This window comes from Archangium sp., from assembly GCF_036388035.1.
Lineage (GTDB): Bacteria > Myxococcota > Myxococcia > Myxococcales > Myxococcaceae > Archangium.
Map to the genome: position 1 here is coordinate 1 of NZ_DASVSO010000588.1, position 15,369 is coordinate 15,369.

At 70.2% G+C, this 15,369-nt stretch carries 14 protein-coding genes, 2 tRNA genes and 1 pseudogene; 10 read left to right on the top strand and 7 right to left on the bottom strand.

The genetic code is table 11. The features are described from left to right. Positions 1–59 precede the first annotated feature (59 nt). Positions 60–260, top strand: a complete 201-nt coding sequence (locus VF697_RS23985; RefSeq protein WP_331098790.1) for a hypothetical protein — start codon at positions 60–62, stop codon at positions 258–260. 16 nt (positions 261–276) lie between these two features. Then, positions 277–1,074, top strand: coding sequence for a hypothetical protein (locus VF697_RS23990; RefSeq protein WP_331098792.1), 798 nt, complete (start codon positions 277–279; stop codon positions 1,072–1,074). 16 nt (positions 1,075–1,090) lie between these two features. Here the strand turns inward: VF697_RS23990 and VF697_RS23995 are convergent, their stop codons facing one another. Beyond that, positions 1,091–2,077, bottom strand: coding sequence for a hypothetical protein (locus VF697_RS23995; RefSeq protein WP_331098794.1), 987 nt, complete (start codon positions 2,075–2,077; stop codon positions 1,091–1,093). A 219-nt stretch (positions 2,078–2,296) separates the two neighbouring features. Between VF697_RS23995 and miaA the strand changes: the two genes are divergently transcribed. Continuing rightward, positions 2,297–3,178, top strand: coding sequence for a tRNA (adenosine(37)-N6)-dimethylallyltransferase MiaA (miaA, locus tag VF697_RS24000; RefSeq protein ID WP_331098795.1), 882 nt, complete (start codon positions 2,297–2,299; stop codon positions 3,176–3,178). A gap of 3 nt (positions 3,179–3,181) precedes the next feature. Here miaA and VF697_RS24005 read toward each other — a convergent pair whose 3' ends face one another. The 3 genes from VF697_RS24005 to VF697_RS24015 form a co-directional block, all read right to left on the bottom strand. Beyond that, the gene (locus tag VF697_RS24005) at positions 3,182–4,909 is read right to left on the bottom strand and encodes a response regulator (protein WP_331098797.1); all 1,728 of its coding nucleotides are present in this window, start codon (positions 4,907–4,909) and stop codon (positions 3,182–3,184) included. 50 nt (positions 4,910–4,959) lie between these two features. Further along, complete coding sequence (locus VF697_RS24010) at positions 4,960–5,916, bottom strand: diguanylate cyclase (protein WP_331098799.1); 957 nt, start codon at positions 5,914–5,916, stop codon at positions 4,960–4,962. Positions 5,917–6,275: 359 nt separating this feature from the next. After that, positions 6,276–7,025 carry a tetratricopeptide repeat protein gene (locus VF697_RS24015; RefSeq protein WP_331098801.1) on the bottom strand — a complete coding sequence of 250 codons (750 nt, stop codon included), beginning with the start codon at positions 7,023–7,025 and terminating at the stop codon, positions 6,276–6,278. Between the two features lie 93 nt (positions 7,026–7,118). Here VF697_RS24015 and VF697_RS24020 point away from each other — a divergent pair. The 5 genes from VF697_RS24020 (at position 7,119) to VF697_RS24040 (ending at position 9,922) form a co-directional block, all read left to right on the top strand. Continuing rightward, positions 7,119–7,204, top strand: a tRNA-Leu gene (locus VF697_RS24020). Positions 7,205–7,284: 80 nt separating this feature from the next. Continuing rightward, a complete protein-coding gene (locus tag VF697_RS24025) occupies positions 7,285–7,962 on the top strand; it encodes a response regulator (protein WP_331098803.1) in 678 nt (225 codons plus the stop codon). Further along, positions 7,959–9,326 carry an RsmB/NOP family class I SAM-dependent RNA methyltransferase gene (locus VF697_RS24030; protein WP_331098805.1) on the top strand — a complete coding sequence of 456 codons (1,368 nt, stop codon included), beginning with the start codon at positions 7,959–7,961 and terminating at the stop codon, positions 9,324–9,326. Before VF697_RS24025 ends, VF697_RS24030 begins: the two co-directional genes overlap by 4 nt. 70 nt (positions 9,327–9,396) lie before the next feature. Then, a complete protein-coding gene (locus VF697_RS24035) occupies positions 9,397–9,795 on the top strand; it encodes a hypothetical protein (RefSeq protein WP_331098807.1) in 399 nt (132 codons plus the stop codon). A gap of 54 nt (positions 9,796–9,849) precedes the next feature. Further along, positions 9,850–9,922, top strand: a tRNA-Ala gene (locus VF697_RS24040). A 186-nt stretch (positions 9,923–10,108) separates the two neighbouring features. On the opposite strand, the gene VF697_RS24045 is transcribed toward VF697_RS24040, so the two are convergent. Both VF697_RS24045 and VF697_RS24050 read right to left on the bottom strand, forming a co-directional pair. Then, positions 10,109–11,134: a polyprenyl synthetase family protein gene (locus VF697_RS24045; RefSeq protein ID WP_331098813.1), complete on the bottom strand. Its 1,026-nt coding sequence runs from the start codon at positions 11,132–11,134 to the stop codon at positions 10,109–10,111. A 446-nt stretch (positions 11,135–11,580) separates the two neighbouring features. Next, positions 11,581–12,504, bottom strand: a complete 924-nt coding sequence (locus VF697_RS24050; protein ID WP_331098809.1) for a class I fructose-bisphosphate aldolase — start codon at positions 12,502–12,504, stop codon at positions 11,581–11,583. A gap of 219 nt (positions 12,505–12,723) precedes the next feature. On the opposite strand from VF697_RS24050, the gene VF697_RS24055 reads away from it, so the two are divergent. Together VF697_RS24055 and VF697_RS24060 are read left to right on the top strand one after the other, a co-directional pair. Then, positions 12,724–14,289, top strand: a complete 1,566-nt coding sequence (locus VF697_RS24055; RefSeq protein WP_414641336.1) for a TolC family protein — start codon at positions 12,724–12,726, stop codon at positions 14,287–14,289. A gap of 63 nt (positions 14,290–14,352) precedes the next feature. Further along, complete coding sequence (locus VF697_RS24060) at positions 14,353–14,925, top strand: ABC transporter substrate-binding protein (protein WP_331098811.1); 573 nt, start codon at positions 14,353–14,355, stop codon at positions 14,923–14,925. Between the two features lie 49 nt (positions 14,926–14,974). Here the strand turns inward: VF697_RS24060 and VF697_RS24065 are convergent. Continuing rightward, positions 14,975–15,369: pseudogene (locus VF697_RS24065) on the bottom strand (N-acetyltransferase); the annotation flags it as partial.

Consider the following 15,369-nt stretch of genomic DNA (forward strand, 5'->3'; position numbering starts at 1 on the left):
CGTGGGGACGCAGGATGGCCGCATCTGCGCCTTCACGGTTCCGTTCCCCTGAGCCCTCGATGACGCGCGATCCCAAGACACCTCCCGAGGGAGCTCCGCCCGCGCCGGCCTCGCCCGCGCCGGCCGGGGCCTCGCGTGCGCGTGTCTACGAGCCCCCCGCGGTGCTCTGGGAGCAGCCCTTCGTCGCGCTCGCGCAGGTGTCCACCTTCAAGGGCGACTTCGGTTGCGACATCCCCGGCTCGTGCGAGGACATGCCGTGAGGAGGAGCCGCCGTCCGTGGTGACGCTGTCGCTGGCGGGCTGGACGGTGTCCCTGGAGTCCGAGGACGTGGCGCTGGAGGAGCTGCTCGTCCGGGCGTGCTCGGCGTTCCGCACCGACGAGCCGGCGCGGGCGCACGTCCGGGTGCTGCGTCCGGCGGTCTCCCGTCCGTCCCCCGACGTGCGCTCCCTGCCCGAGACGCGCCCCGTCCCCGGCGGGGGCCTGCGGGTGGAGGGGGAGGACTACGTCGCGGACATCGCTCCCGAGGGCCGGAGCGCCACCGTGACGGGCGAGGGCCGCTTCCCCGTGGACACGGTGTTGAAGGTGATGCTCGCGGGCGAGCTGGCGCGGCGCGGGGGCCTGCTGGTGCACGGGGTGGCGGTGGAGCACCTCGGCCGCGCCGCGTTGTGGACGGGCCCGTCCGGGGCGGGGAAGAGCACCCTGGCCGGGCTGTGGGCGAGGTCCGGCGGCACGGTGCTGACCGACGAGCTGGTGGCGGTGTGGCCCGAGGCAGAAGGCTGGCGCGCCGCCGGGACGCCGTGGAACGTGGGCCTTCCCCGCGAGGCCTCGCTGCGCGCGGTGGGCCTGCTGGGCTGGGACACGGCCTCGCGCTGGGAGCCCGTGGGGGCGGGGGAGGTGGCCCGGGTGCTGCTGCTCAACGCGCTGCTGCCCGAGGCCTCCGCCGCCGGAAGGCGCCACCTGATGGGCACGGCGAGCCGCCTGCTGGCGGAGGTGGAGACGGCCCGGCTCGTCTTCGCGCGCGATGCCTCCGCCGCGGACGTGGTGCGCGCGGCGCTGGAACGGGGGACGCGGTAGGGCGCGGCCCTGGCTCCTACGACGCTTCAGGGCGAGAGGCCGGGAGGTGCTGCTCCAGCAAGGAGACGAGCCGCTCCGCGCCCTGGAGGAAGTCGAGGCGGAAGGTGCGCCCATCCACCAACCGCACCCGCACGCTCCCGGCCGAGCGGAGACGGACGCCGCCGGGGAGAATGGCGTGGAGGGGAATGTGGAGGGGATCCTTCCCCGTGGGCTGCCACACCAGGCGCTTTCCGGTGAGCCAGAACCGCCCGGAACGGCGGCGCTGGTACAGCTCCCAGAGGCAGGCGAGGAACCAGCGCGAGAGGTAGCGCCCGAGCATCAGCACGCACGTCGCCAAGAACATGAAGCCGAAGAAGTTCTCGAAGACCCTGATGCGGATGCTCGCATTGAAGAGGATGACGAAGTTCAGGCCCAGGCTGAGGGGAATGAGGACGACGTAGCCGAGCACCCGCAGGAGCGGCTGCATCGGGAGCGGAGTGCTCGCATCGAAGACGCCGTGGTGCAGCACCCGCTCCTCGGAGGACACAGGGGGGGCCACCGTCTGGGCCAGCACCTGGTGGAGCCGGGCGAGCTTCTCCGCGAAGGGCTCCCGGGTCGTCGGTCCGCCGAGGCGCTCGCGCATGAGCGCGTCCAGTCGGCTCCGGAGCTTCTCCACCTTTCGAGCGAGCACGAGGGCGGGCTCCATGGCGGGCCAGCCCTCCACCTGGCGCCGCTGGCGGATACGGGCCAGCGCCTCCACCAGATCGGGCTCCTGGCGGACCTGCTTTGTCAGGAGCTCCAGCCGCGCCAGCACCTCTTCCTGCCACTGCTTCTGCTGCAGGGCCTTCTCCAGGAGGACGTAGCGCGTGTGCGCCGCCTCCAGGGTCTCGATGCCCCCTTCGAGCTGGCGGCGGATGTCCTCGGACACCGGGAGCAGGGTGTTCGGGTCCGGTGCTCGCTCGCGCCGGTACGCCCGAAGCGGCGGGAGGGCATCCTGAGGCTCCGACAGGCGTGTGCCGATCATTCGCCCTCCTGAGGTGGGGAGAAGAAGGTGGGGCGCGGGAGCGGATCTGGGAAGTGCCGTACCGGACAGGGCACCTCCTCCTGGAGGGCGGAGCGACGCGAGCGTTCTCTGCTGGATGTTTCTCCCGCCCCGGACGTCAGGTGCGCTCACGTTCCTTGCTGGGACTCGCCCGGGAGCGAGGCCGGGCGGGATCGTGGTACGAGCGTCACTGGAGCGTCGATGAAGCCCTTCCTCACCGTCATCGCTGGACCCACCGCGTCCGGAAAGACCGCGATCGCCATCGAGCTCGCGCGCCGGCAGGGTGGGGAGATCGTCAGCGCGGATTCGCAGCAGGTGTACCGGTATTTCGACATCGGCACGGCGAAGCCCTCGGCGGAGGAGCTGGCCGCCGTGCCGCACCACCTCATCTCCGTGGTGGAGCCGCTCGAGCCCTTCTCCGCCGCCGAGTACCAGCGCCGGGCCGACGCGGCGATCGAGGAGATCTCCTCGCGAGGCAAGCCCGTCTTCGTGGTGGGCGGGACGGGGATGTACCTCCGCATCCTGCTGCACGGCTTGGTGGAGGCTCCGGGCGCGGACCCCGAGCTGCGCGCCGAGCTGGAGGCGCTCGCCGCCGCCGAGGGTCGCGAGGCCGTGCACCGCAAGCTCGCCGAGGTGGACCCGGAGACGGCCGCGAAGCTGCCGCCCCAGGATCTGGTGCGCACCATTCGCGCGCTGGAGATCCACAAGCAGACGGGGAAACCCGCCTCCGAGTTCCGCCGGGAGCATGCCTTCGCCGCGAGCCGCTATCCCTTCCGGATGTACGTGCTCTCGCCGCCGCGCGAGGCGCTGTACGGCACCATCGACGCGCGCACGGCGGCCATGTTCCAGCGCGGGCTGGTGGACGAGGTGCGGGAGCTGATCGCCCGAGGCTACGCGGAGGCGGCGCCCATGCGCAGCGTGGGCTACGTGCAGGCGAAGGCGGTGGTGGACGGGCGGCTCTCGGTGGAGGAGGCCATCCAGCAGGCGGCGCAGGAGACGCGTCGCTACGCCAAGCGGCAGCTCACGTGGTTCCGCAAGGAGGCGGGGGCCGTCTTCGTGGAGCCCCCGTATGACGGCCTGTAGGACTCAGGAGGCGTAGCGCCCCGTCTCGTCGGAGACGTCCTCGGCGGCGGAGCGGTGCTGCGAGGCCGACAGGCTGTCCGGGAGCTGGCCCATGAGCTGACGCAGGAGTCGCTCGGGGTCCACGGGCTTGGGCAGGAAGGCCTCGGCGCCCGCGTCGAGCGCGCGCTGGCGCACGTGCGGCCGGTTGAGCCCGCTCATCACCACCACCCGGGTATCGCGCGTGAGCGGGTGCTGCTTGAGGCCCTCGCACAGCCGCAGGCCGTCCACCCAGTGCAGCACCACGTCCAGGAGGATGGCGGTGGGCGGCCGACGCGCCACGGCGCAGAACAGGGCCAGCTCGTCCGCGAAGGCCACCACGCGGGCGCCCGTGGACTCCAGGAGCTGCGTCATCGCCTCGCGCTGATCCGGGTCGTCGTCCACGATGTAGTAGAGGTCCGGCTCCAGCGTGGGAATCGTCGTGGGCAGCGGCTCCACCGTGGTCCGCACCCAGGAGGCCATGGTCTCGCGGATGCCCGCCCACCGGGCCGTGCTCAGCAGGGCGAGAGGGGAGGGGGTGGAGAGGCCCAGCACGCCGCCGCCGCCCATGCCGCCCGAGCCGCGGTTGCGCGCCGTCAGGAAGGCCTGGGGCGCCCGGCGTCCCGCCCGACGCAGCCACGAGATGGAGCGAGCCCCCGCCGTCGCGTCCTCGAGCAGCTCGGAGAGGCCCTCGCGCACGTAGCGGCGCTCCAGGGCCGGAGCCTCCAGGCCCGCGTCCAGCAGGGCCACCGCCGCGCGGCTGCACGAGGCGAGCGTCTCGGAGAGCCCGAGCTGCAGCGGGTGGCCGAACGCCGCCGCGCCCACCGTGAGCTGCCCGGGGGCCACCAGCGTGCGGCCCGGACCGTAGGGCAGCCGCGTCGTCTCCAGGGCGGCCAGCTCGAAGCCTTCCTCCACCAGCCCGTCGCGGGCGGCCATCATCAGCACCTGGCACAGGTCCGCCGGAGTCACCGCGGCCCCGAAGGCGAGCGCGTATACCGAGTGCGCCCCGGGGATGAGCAGCAGCCCGTCCACCGAGGGCATGGGGGCGATCCACAGCCGCGCGAGCGGGGCCACGGAGAGCCGGGGGGTCGCGTGCCGCAGCCGGGCCTGCACCGCGGCGATGGTGGGAGCGGGACTGAAGCCCGGGAAGAAGGCGTCCCCCAACGAGGGCCCGGCGCCCGTGGCCAACGCCACCGCGTGGAAGCGCTCGCCGCTGCCCTGGGCCCGCACCACGAGCGGGCCGCTCTTGCGCACGGCGGCGGGCGCATCCGGAGCCGGCGGCTGGTTCTCCACCCGCTCCACCCGACGGGGAATGAAGCGCGCGCCCTGGGAGGTGGCCGCGCCCGCGAGCACCTCGCGCACCAGCGCCAGCCCCCCCTGGCCCTGCGGCCACCCGTCCACCACCCACAGGCCGCCCGGCGTGGACGTCAGCACCTCGCGGTTGCCCTGGGCGAGGATCTCCACCCCTCGCAGCTCGTGCGCCCGCCACTCGGGAGGCACCCGGCAGCCGAGCGCGGCCAGCCGCGAGCGACACTCGGGCGTGAGGATGGCGGGGGGCGCGATGGTGCCCGGCTCGCCGCTCTCGTACACGCGCACGTCCAGCGCACTGCCGCGGGCCCGGCCATTGAAGAGCAGCGAGGCGGCCAGCCCCGCTCCGGCGATGCCGCCTCCGATGATGGCCACCCTCGAACCGTTCGCCAGCCTGCTGCCGTTCATCCGCGCCCTCGCTCCGCCGTCCATCGGTTGTCTCGGGGTTGTGTGGGTTGTCAGTGCCGCTGAACCTTGGGGGGAGGCATCTCCGACGCCCCGTACACCACGACGCGATCTCGCCCCTCGCGCTTGGCCTCGTAGAGCGCGGCATCGGCGGCGCTCATCAGCACCTCCGTGCTCTCGCGGGGGTGGGCCACCGAGTGATCGGCGATCCCCACGCTCACGCTCAATCCAAAGGGGGCGGGCCGCCCATCGCTGCGCGTCACCTTCACGGTGCGCAGCCCGGCGCGGATGCGCTCGGCGAACACGGCGGCCTCGACGGCCGTCTGATGCGGCAGCAGCGCGACGAACTCATCGCCGCCGAAGCGCGCCGCGAAGTCCACCTCGCGCAGGTTGGTGCGCAGGTGACTGGCCAGCGCGAGGATCGCCCGGTTGCCCACGTCGTGTCCCATGCCATCGTTGATGGCCTTGAGGTGGTCCAGGTCGATGATCACCACCGACAGCGGATACTGGTAGCGGTTGGCGCGCTTGAACTCCTCGTCCAGTCGCATGGAGAGCGCTCGGAAGTTGGCCAGTCCGGTGAGCGCGTCCGTCTGCGCGAGCACCTGGAGCCGCTGCTGCTGCTCGGCCTGGCGCAGGGCCCGGTCGATGCGGGCCATCAACTCGCGGGGGTTGGCCGGCTTGTGGACGAAGTCCACCGCGCCCTTCTCCAGACACTTCTCCAGCGTGGCCTCGTCGGTGTCGCCGGTGAGGAAGATGACCGGGACGGACTCGGTCACCTCTTCTTCCTGCAGGGCCTCGAGCACCGCCATCCCGTCTTCCTGATCCAGGAACCTGTCCAGCAGGATGAGGTCCGGGCGTCGCTCCCGGGCGAGCACCAGGCCCGAGTGGCCATCGCCCGCCCCGAGGACGTCGAATCGGGCGGAGAGCAACTCCACCAGGCTGTCCCGCGTCCCTGGGTCATCCTCCACGACCAGGATCACGGCCCTCTCCCCGCGGCGGTCGCGTTCCATACTCCGCTCCACTTCCTGCGCCTGCCGTGTAATGGCCGGCCGAAAGTCTCGAGTGCCACGCCCGGAGGGCTGCCCCTCACGCCCATCCGCCGCCACCACCCACGGCGAGCACCCCACGTCCTCCTCCTCCTTCACCCGAGACCCCCGGCCGCCAAGTCCGATGTCTCTCATCACCCCGGGCCGGCTCTCCCGGTGGCGAGGCATCCCCTAGAGCAAGGGGCGTGCCCAGGTACAACCGGGAGGGGCGGGAGTGATTCCAGGGACTTGCGGTCGCCTTCGGTGGAGGAGGTGCCTCCGACAAGGCAAGAGTTGCAGCGTTCCCAGGTATCCCACCAGTAGGAATTCCCGGGAGGCGTGGATCAGCGTCGAGGGTTGAACTGAACCCGGCGGCCACCGCCGCCACCGCCGAGCATCTGGGGCGGAGGCGCCTCGAGGCCGAACTGCCACCACATGGGCTCGTAGGGCTTCATCTTCAGCTTCTTGTCATTCTGGAGGGCGCTGAGGCTGTTCTTCAGCTTCTCGTCGGAGGGGTTGGCCTCCACGCCGCGGCCGAGCACCCGGAGGGCCTCGTCCTTCTCCTTGTTCTGCATGAGGCACCAGGCGTAGACGGCCCAGACGAGGGGCTCCTTCTTGCCGCTCGACACGGCGAGCTCGAAGGCGGACTTCATCTTCGGGAAGTCCTTGCGCTGGTAGTACAGGGCGCCCTGCATCGCCTTGGCCATGTAGTTGCGCGGGCTGGCCTTGGAGAAGTGGCGATCGGCCCCGTCCAGGTCCTTGGACATGTACTTGAGCATGCCGATCTGCGAGTGGATCTCCGGGCCCACGAGGAACTGCCACTTCTCGTAGACGAGCCCGCCCTCGAGCATCTTGATGGCCCGCTCCACGCGCGCCGTGGCTTCCTTCTGGCTGGTGGGCTGCCCCTGCAGCTCCTTCTGTACGGAAGTCATCAAGCCCTGGAGCAGGGTGCCGATGCGCCGGGCGAGCACAAAGTAGGTGGCCGCGAAGGCAATGGTGCCCGGGATGATGCCGGCCCAGATGGAGAAGCCAAAAAGTTTGACTGCCAAGGTAATGGCGACACCCACACCCAGGGCGATGAGAAGGTTGTACATGGCGCCCGTTTAGCCATCAGCGAGAGGGTCTGCAATCAATGGATGCGTCCGAGCGGACATCGCGCTATACGTTCGCCTGTTCCAACCCCAAGGGGCCCTCTGTCGAAATTGGTAGACGAGGCGGACTCAAAATCCGCTGCGGCTGACCCCGCGTCCCGGTTCGAGTCCGGGGAGGGCCAATCCCGGGAGTTCTCGCCTGACTGGAAGGAGGGGCACTCCCCAGCGCTGTGAGACCCCCGCGTGCGGGTGGGAGGCCCCGATGAAGGTCCTGCTGGTGGAGGACGACGCCAGTCTGCGCGAGGGGATGAGTGAGCTCATCTCGGAGCTGGCGGAGGTGCGGGAGGCCGGCAGCGTGCCCCAGGCCCTGGCGGCTCTGCGTGAGGGGCTGTTCGACCTGGTCATCTCCGACCTGCGCATTGGCGAGAACGCGGACGGGGGACGGCGCATCCTGGAGGCGGCCCGGGGTCGGCTCCAGCCGGTGGCCATCGTCAGCGCGGCCGCCGCCGAAGAGGTGGTCCGGGCCCTGCGGCCCTTCGAGCCCGACGCGGTGCTGGCCAAGCCCTTCCAGATCGACGACGTGCTGGGGCTGGTGACGTCCTTCAAGAGCGTGCGCGACGCGGTGGGGAAGCTGGCGCGGGAGTCGTGTCCGCCGGCCACCGCGGAGGGCTGGACGGAGCTCGCCGGAGGCGTCCGGATGCTCGAGCGGCAGCCCGGCCAGCACGCGTGGTTGCGGATGGCTCCTGGCTCGACCTTCTCCTGGAAGGTGCAGCGCGAGCCGGTGGCGGTGATGCTCCTGGAAGGAGATCTCGAGGTGGACGGCGAGCGGCGGGCAGGTCAGCAATACCTCTTTCTGGCGGCGGGACCTCGTGAGGCGAAGAGCCAGGAGGGGTGTCTGGCCGTCTGGGTCGCGGGGCCCGTGCGGCCCGGTCAAGCGTGAGCACTCTCTGGCCGACGACATTCCTGGACGCGGAGCACCTGGGGCGCCCGTCGCGACGCGCGGCGACCGCGGCCATCGAGGCGCACCTCGCCATCCTGAAGGGAGATCCCCTCAAGCTGGCGCTGGCCAATGCCCTGAAGGAAGCGGAGGGCCTGGGCGGCCAGGAGCGGCGCTTCACGGCCCTGGCGGTGCGGGAGATGTCCCGGCACCAGCGGCTGTTGGACCTCGCCTCGCGCACGCTGGGTCACCCTCCGGGCAAGATTGGCCTGCTGGAGGACCTGACGCTGGTGCGCTACGTCCTCTGGCGCCGGCTCTTCTGCGGGGCGGCGTGGGCGCGCATTGGCCCCGAGGTGAAGCTCCCCGGCCCGGTGCGCCCGCGCACCATCAAGGATGATCTGCTGATCCAGATGGCGGACGCTCCGCTGCCGGAGCCGTCGGTGCCCGACTCGGTCCCCGAGCGCCTGGCGACGCGCTACTCGTTCCCCAACTGGCTCGTGCTGCGACTGGCCGAGCTGCACCCGGAGCCGGTGCTGGAGGCGATGCTGGCGGCGCTGGACGAGGATCCCACGCTGCACTTCCGCGCCCGTCCCTCGGGGACCCGGGACGAGGTGCTGGCGCGGCTGACCGAGGAGGGTGTCCTCGCCGAGCCGGTGGCCATGGCCCTGGACGCCATCCGCATCGCCGATGCGAGTCACCGCGTCTTCGAGACGCGGGTGATGAAGGAGGGCCGGCTGCAGGTGCAGGACGTGGGCAGCCAGCTCATCGTCGAGGCGTGTCGGCCGCTGGAGGGCTCGCTGTCGGGGCGGACGGTGGCGGACGTGTGCGCGGGCGCGGGCGGCAAGACGCTCGCGCTGGCGGACGAGGTGGGGAAGGGGGGCCGGGTGCTGGCGGGAGATCGCTCGCGTCGGCGGTTGGCCCAGGCGCGCGAGCGGGCGCGAGAGCTCTCCCTGCGGCACGTGGCCTTCCCGCATCCACTGCCGCTGGAGCAGGCGGACGTGGTGCTGGTGGACGCGCCGTGCAGCGGGACGGGCTCACTGGCGCGGGAGCCGGATCAGAAGTGGAAGCTCACCGCGAAGGCGGTGGAGGAGTTCCACACCACGCAGCTCGGCCTGCTGGAGGAGCTGGCGGGGCAGGTGAAGCCCGGGGCGCTGATGGTGTACGCCACGTGCTCGCTGCTGCCCGAGGAGAACGACGCGGTGGTGCGGGACTTCCTCGCCAAGGTGCCCGGCTTCACGGTGGAGCCCCTGGCCGCCGTCTTCGGTGCCGAGCGAGCGGCGGTGCTGTGCGACGGCCCCTTCCTGAGGGCCCTGCCGCCCCGAGTCCCCGGAGGGGGTTTCTTCGCGGCCCGCCTGCGCAAGGGGTAGGCGGGGTTGACAGTGCCCGCGGGCGCAAGCTACGCAGGAAAGCAGTCCTCTTTCCGAGAGGTTGCGCCCGGTGGCAGCCGACCCCAAGCAGTCCGAGACCCTCCGTCAGATCCAGGAGGCGTTCCAAACCGCCCAGTCCCAGATGACCCAGCTGCGCCAGCAGGTGGAGAAGCACTCCGAGCTGGCCCAGGCCAAGGCGCAGAGCGACTTCCTCCAGCGCGAGATGGATCGCGCCCTGCGTGCGCTGGGTGAGTCGGTGTTCAAGCAGGTGCAGAAGGGCCGGGTGCAGCTGCCCGAGGGCTTCAACCCTCTGCTCAAGGCCGTCGAGCATGCTCAAAAGAAGGCCGAGGCGCACGCCCGGGAGATCGGCGACCTCCTCAAGGAAGGAGAGGAGACGGCCCAGCGGCTGAAGGAAAAAAGTGCTGGGGGCTCGCATTCGGGAGTAGCGCCCAGCAGGAAGAAGTTGTAGAAGGGCGCCGCTTTCGACGTTGGCCACTCCCCCAGGGCGGCCGACCGACGTTGTGGGGCTATAGCTCAGCTGGGAGAGCGCTTGAATGGCATTCAAGAGGTCATCGGTTCGATCCCGATTAGCTCCACAATGAAGAAAGCCTGTCAGGTCCACGCCTGACGGGCTTTTTCATTTTCCGGTGGGAGTGGAGGAGGGGGAAGGTCGCGCCTCGACCCCACGCCCGGACGATCGGGTCTCGGCGGGGGAGGTCCGCGGAAGCCTTCGCGGAGTGAGAACGGGGGAAGCTCGCGAAGCGCCAGGCCCTCGTGGGCGCTCAGGCCTCGCGGATCATCAGCATCTGCAGCAGGTCGCTCAGCATCTTCTTGAGGCCACCGGCCTCGGGCAGGGAGTCGAGGATGCGCGAGGCGGCGTTGGTGGAGCGCTCGATGAGGCGCTCGGTGGCGGCGCGGCCACCGCTCTGCTCCACGAGCTCGCGAGCCCGCTGCAGCATCGTCTCGTCCTTGGGGCCGGGGATGCAGAGCGTCTCGAGCTCCTGGCGGGCCTCGGGGGTGGCGCGCAGGTAGGCGGCCAGCAGCGGGAAGGTGCGCTTGCCCTGCGCGAGGTCCGAGTCCGTGGGCTTGCCCACCACGGAGGACTGCCCGTACAGCCCGAGCAGGTCATCGCGGAGCTGATAGGCGGTGCCCACGTAGCGGCCGAAGCGCTCCAGCTTGTTGATGAGATCCGGATCCGCGCCGGCCAGCATGGCGCCGCACACGAGCGGCGCGGTGAAGCCGTAGAGCGCCGTCTTCAGGTAGGCCACGCGCAGGGCGTTGTAGATGGACAGCTCGGCCAGCGGCTGGTGCGGCAGGCGGATGTCCATGTACTGCCCGGCGGCGGTGTAGCGGCACACCTTGAGGAAGTAGCGCGTGGCCACGTCCGCGTCCGGCAGGTTGCAGCCCAGCATCACTTCCAGCGAGCGGCCGTAGAGGTGATCGCCGATCACGACCGCCAGGTTCTCGCCGAGGTGCCCGTCACCCAGCATCTTGTGGAGCGCGGGGCCCCCGCGCCGCGTGTCCGCCTGATCCGCCACGTCGTCGTGGATCAGCATGAAGGTGTGGAGCAACTCGGTGGCCGCGGCGAAGCGCCACAGGCCCGAGGGCGCCCGCGTGTCGCCCCGCCCCAGCGCGTAGCCCACGAGCACCAGTCCCGGACGGATGCGCTTGGAGGGACGCAGGCTGTAGCTGCGCACCTGCTCCAGCACCTTGTTCCACGAGGGATCCAGGTGCCGCTCATCCTCGAGCTCGAGGATCTGATGGAGGACCACCTGCGTCTGGTACTGCACCGTCTTCGCCCAGGACATGTAGTCCACGGGAGACGCAGACTGCTCTGCCGCCGGGTTCCCGGCCTGAGGAGACTTCCGCTCTTTCATGACGGGGTAGTTGGCACCCGAGGTACCGCGCGTCGGCATCGTATCCTGCACAGCGGCGACCAACGTCAGCATGACGGACCTCCGGGGCTGGGCGGCTGGGGGGTCGGGCAAGCCCCATCTTGCATTCTTCCTGATAATCTTAATAGCAGAAAATTTTGATACCGGCAAAGACCTTTTAAGAGAGAAATATTGCTAACTCTGCGAATCCGGAAGGCCTTCCGAGGGGAAAACTTATCTTTTAGAGAGAGAACCAACGAGAGAGGTCCGAATGGACCCATCTGTCAAATTTGACTCTTCCTCTCTCTTTACAGCGGGAATGAAAAAAGCGGCCGGTCATAAATGACACCGGCCGCTCGGACTCACCCGGGGTGGGTGGGTTACTTGGCGTTCTTGAAGATGTTCATCACATCTTTCAGCAGCTTCACCGACTCATCGTGCGGCCGCTGGAAGGCATTGCGGCCCATGATGGAGCCGAAACCGCCGCCCGCGGCGATCTGACGGATCTCCTCGAGCAGGTCCTCGGTCTTCTTGTTCTCGCCGCCCGAGAAGATGACGATGCGCTTTCCGTTGAAGGCGGATTTCACGACATCGCGAATCCGGTCCGCCATGGTTTTTGTGGGGATGTTGTACTGCTCGTAGACCTTCTTGGCCTCGGGCACCTCGAGGAAGTCCGAGGGCGGCTTGACCTTGATGACGTGGGCGCCGAGCTGGGCGCTGATCTGCGCCGCGTAGGAGATGACGTCGATGGCCGTCTCGCCCTGCTTGGACAGGTTGCCGCGCGCGTAGGCCCACACGATGGTGGGCAGGCCGTACTCCTTGGCCTCGGCGATGATCTCCCGGAGGTCCTCGTACATGGGGTTGCGGGCCCCGGAGCCCGGGTAGATGGTGTAGCCCACGGCGGCGCAGCCCAGGCGCACGGCGTCCCGCACCGACGAGGTGACGGCGGACATCGGATGGTCCGGCTTGGCCAGCACGTCCGAGTTGTTCACCTTGAGGATCAGCGGGATCTCTCCGGCGTACTTGCCGGCCACGGCCTCCAGGAAGCCCAGGGGCGCCGCGTAGGCGTTGCAGCCCGAATCGATGGCGAGCTGGATGTGATAGTCCGGATCATAGCCAGCGGCGTTCGGAGCGAAGGAGCGCGCCGGGCCGTGCTCGAAGCCCTGATCCACCGGGAGGATCACCATCTTGCCGGTGCCGGCGAGCGTGCCGGTGTTGAGCAGACGGGCCAGGTTGGTGAGCGTGCCCGGATTGTCGGACGGGTACCACGAGAGGATCTGCTTGACGCGGTCGGTATACGCCATATGGCTCCTCGGGTTGGGGCGGAAAGGCCCTCTGAAGCAACGACTCGACGGTCGCGGATATTGCCCACGCGCCGTCTAGGTACCAAGCAGATCATTTGACTCTTCGTCGCGGCGCGAACGCTCGGGATGCACGATCCCGATGACGGACGCGTGACGAAAGTGGATGCTGCGCCGCTGCGAATGGCCTCGACGTCGCGGGGCCTCCGGGAGAGGCGCGTGGTGAATCGCAGAGAGTCGCAACGAGTCATGGGAGTGGGGCTGGTGCTCGTCGCCACACTCGCGGGAGCGCAGCTCGCGCCAGCGCCGGCACCCGCGCCCTCGGTACCGACGCCCGGGGCGACCTCGACGCCCGCGCCGGCCTCGCGGGCGGCACCCCAGACCACGCCCCAGGCCCCGGACGTGGCGCCCCGCGTGGGCGAGACCGCGGAGCAGACGACGCCCGAGCAGGGGCCCCCCAACGCGCCCGGAGCGGTGAAGCGGGAGCCGCTGACGCTGCCGCGGCTCGTCGAGCGCGCGCGCGAGCAGGACGCGCGGGTGGAGGAGGCCCAGGCGGAGCTGCGCCGACTGCAAGCGCTGCTGCGCCAGGCGCGCTGGGCGTGGTTCCCCCAGTTCGAGACGGTGGTGGGCGTGGGAGGCCCGGTGCCCGAGGCGCGCAATGACGGCCTGGGCGGACCGCCGACGACGCGGGCCTCGCTGGAGGGAGATCTCCGGTTCGGCCAGCTGGGCGTGACGGCCTTCATGGAGACGAACGCGGTGCTGCCGCTCTACACCTTCGGGAAGCTCAAGGCGCTGGAGAAGGCGGCGGAGCAGGGACCCGTCATCGGCAAGGCGTTGAAGGAGCGGGCGCAGGACGAGGCGGGCTTCCAGGCGGCACAGGCCTTCTTCGGCTACCAGCTCGCGCGCTCGGGGCTGGTGCAGCTCGACGAGACGTCGAAGCGGCTGGAGGACGCGGCCACGCAGCTGCAGGAGCTGCTGAAGCAGGGCTCTCCCCAGGTGTCGAAGATGGACCTGTACAAGCTCGGCTTCTTCCGCAAGCAGCTCGACGCGCGCCGGGCCCAGGCCGAGCAGGGCCGACAGCTCGCGCTGGCCGCCATCCGCCTGCTGTCGGGCGCTTCCCCCGAGGAGCCGGTGGAGGTGGTCGCCATGGAGCTGACGCCCGAGGGCGAGGTGAAGGCGCCGACACTGGACGAGGCGCTGGCGCTGGCGGAGCAGAAGCGGCCGGAGTTCGCGGGCATCGCCGCGGGCATCATCGCGCGCGAGCAGGAGGTGCTCATCCGCGAGCGGAGCTTCTATCCGGACTTCGGGCTCGCGGGCTTCCTCTCGCTCCACTACACGACGAACGCGACGCCGCAGCGCAACCCCTTCGCCTTCGATCCCTACAACGATCGCTCGGCGGGGGTGGGGCTGGTGGCGCGGGCCACGTTCGACTTCCCGGTGAAGCAGGCGGTGCTGGATCAGGCGCGAGCGGAGCTGGACAAGCTCAAGGCGCAGCAGCGGCTGATCCGGGCGGCCATCCGCCTGGAGGTGACGAAGGTGCACGGGGACCTGGTGGCGGCGCTGGCCCGGGCCCAGGCGCTCACGCAGGCGGAGCGGGACGCGCGGCGCTGGGCCACGGCGGCCATGGCGGCCTTCGAGCTGGGCACCACCGGGACGCGGGACGTGGTGGAGGCCTTCACGGCGTACGCCCAGTCGTCCGCCGACCGGGCGCAGAGCTGGCATGACTTCCAGGTTGCCCAGGCCGAACTGGCCCGGGTCACCGGCGCGTCGCCCCGGGAGCGTGAATAACTCCGGGCCGCGAACTGTCGTCTCTCCCGTCCTTCACTTTTAGAGTTTCGGAGTCACACACGCATGATTGCTTCGTTGATCGCCGCCGTGATGCTCACCGCCGCGCCGGGCCCTGCCGATGTGGTGAAGTCCAGCAACACCGAGGTGCAGAAGGTCGCCTCCGCCCCTGGCGCCAAGGTGGAGCAGCTCACCAAGGTGGTGGAGCGCTTCGTCGACTTTGGTGAGCTGTCCAAGCGGGCTCTCGGCAAGCAGTGGGACAAGCTGACGGCCGCGCAGCGCAAGGACTTCACCGCCACGATGGAGGGCCTGCTGCGCGCCTCCTACGCCCAGAAGGCCCTCGGCCAGGGCAAGGCGCAGGTGCAGTACGGCAAGGAGACCATCGAGGGCAACGAGGCCAGCGTCGCCACCACCGTGAAGGTGCAGCAGGACGAGCTTCCCGTGGAGTACAAGCTGTTCCGCGCGGACGGGAAGGGCGAGTGGCGCATCTACGACATCGTCACCGATGAGGTGTCGCTGCTGGAGACCTACCAGGGGCAGTTCCGCAAGCTGATCGCCGACAAGGGCTTCGACGGGCTGCTGACCACGCTGAAGACCAAGCGGGCGCAGCTCGAGAAGAACAGCACCGCGACGCCGTGACGCGGGCGGCGGGGAGGGTGCCTCGCCGCACCCTCCCGAGGCCCGCGGACTACAGGGGCTTCTCGTAGACGCGGTACTTCTTGGAGACCTTGCCGCCCATGGACTCGATGGCGCGGTTGACGAGGTGGTTGTCCTCGAGCGTCCAGGAGATCTCCCCGCCCTCGTAGCCCAGCTTGCGCGCGGTGTTCAGGGTGTCGAGGTAGAGGATGGCGTCCAGGCCGCGGCGCCGGTAGCCCTCGACGGTGCCCAGCAGGACGAGGCGCAGCCGGCGGATGCGGCGCGAGGCCAGCAGCAGCTTCGCCAGACCGATGGGCAGGCCGAAGGTGGTGAGCCGGCCATTGGCGGCCTTGAGGGCCTCGTTGGCGTCGGGGATGGTGAGCGCGAAGCCCACCGGCTCGCCCTTCACCTCGGCCACCAGGGCGAGCTCCGGGCGCACCATCTGCT

Excerpts from the sequence above, each read along its gene's own strand:
- VF697_RS24010 (WP_331098799.1), bottom strand. The coding sequence starts at position 5,916 with ATGGAACGCGACCGCCGCGGGGAGAGGGCCGTGATCCTGGTCGTGGAG.
- VF697_RS23985 (WP_331098790.1), top strand. The coding sequence starts at position 60 with ATGACGCGCGATCCCAAGACACCTCCCGAGGGAGCTCCGCCCGCGCCG.
- VF697_RS24005 (WP_331098797.1), bottom strand. The coding sequence starts at position 4,909 with ATGAACGGCAGCAGGCTGGCGAACGGTTCGAGGGTGGCCATCATCGGA.
- VF697_RS24060 (WP_331098811.1), top strand. The coding sequence starts at position 14,353 with ATGATTGCTTCGTTGATCGCCGCCGTGATGCTCACCGCCGCGCCGGGC.
- VF697_RS24025 (WP_331098803.1), top strand. The coding sequence starts at position 7,285 with ATGAAGGTCCTGCTGGTGGAGGACGACGCCAGTCTGCGCGAGGGGATG.
- VF697_RS24045 (WP_331098813.1), bottom strand. The coding sequence starts at position 11,134 with ATGTCCTGGGCGAAGACGGTGCAGTACCAGACGCAGGTGGTCCTCCAT.
- miaA (WP_331098795.1), top strand. The coding sequence starts at position 2,297 with ATGAAGCCCTTCCTCACCGTCATCGCTGGACCCACCGCGTCCGGAAAG.
- VF697_RS24015 (WP_331098801.1), bottom strand. The coding sequence starts at position 7,025 with ATGTACAACCTTCTCATCGCCCTGGGTGTGGGTGTCGCCATTACCTTG.
- VF697_RS23995 (WP_331098794.1), bottom strand. The coding sequence starts at position 2,077 with ATGATCGGCACACGCCTGTCGGAGCCTCAGGATGCCCTCCCGCCGCTT.
- VF697_RS24050 (WP_331098809.1), bottom strand. The coding sequence starts at position 12,504 with ATGGCGTATACCGACCGCGTCAAGCAGATCCTCTCGTGGTACCCGTCC.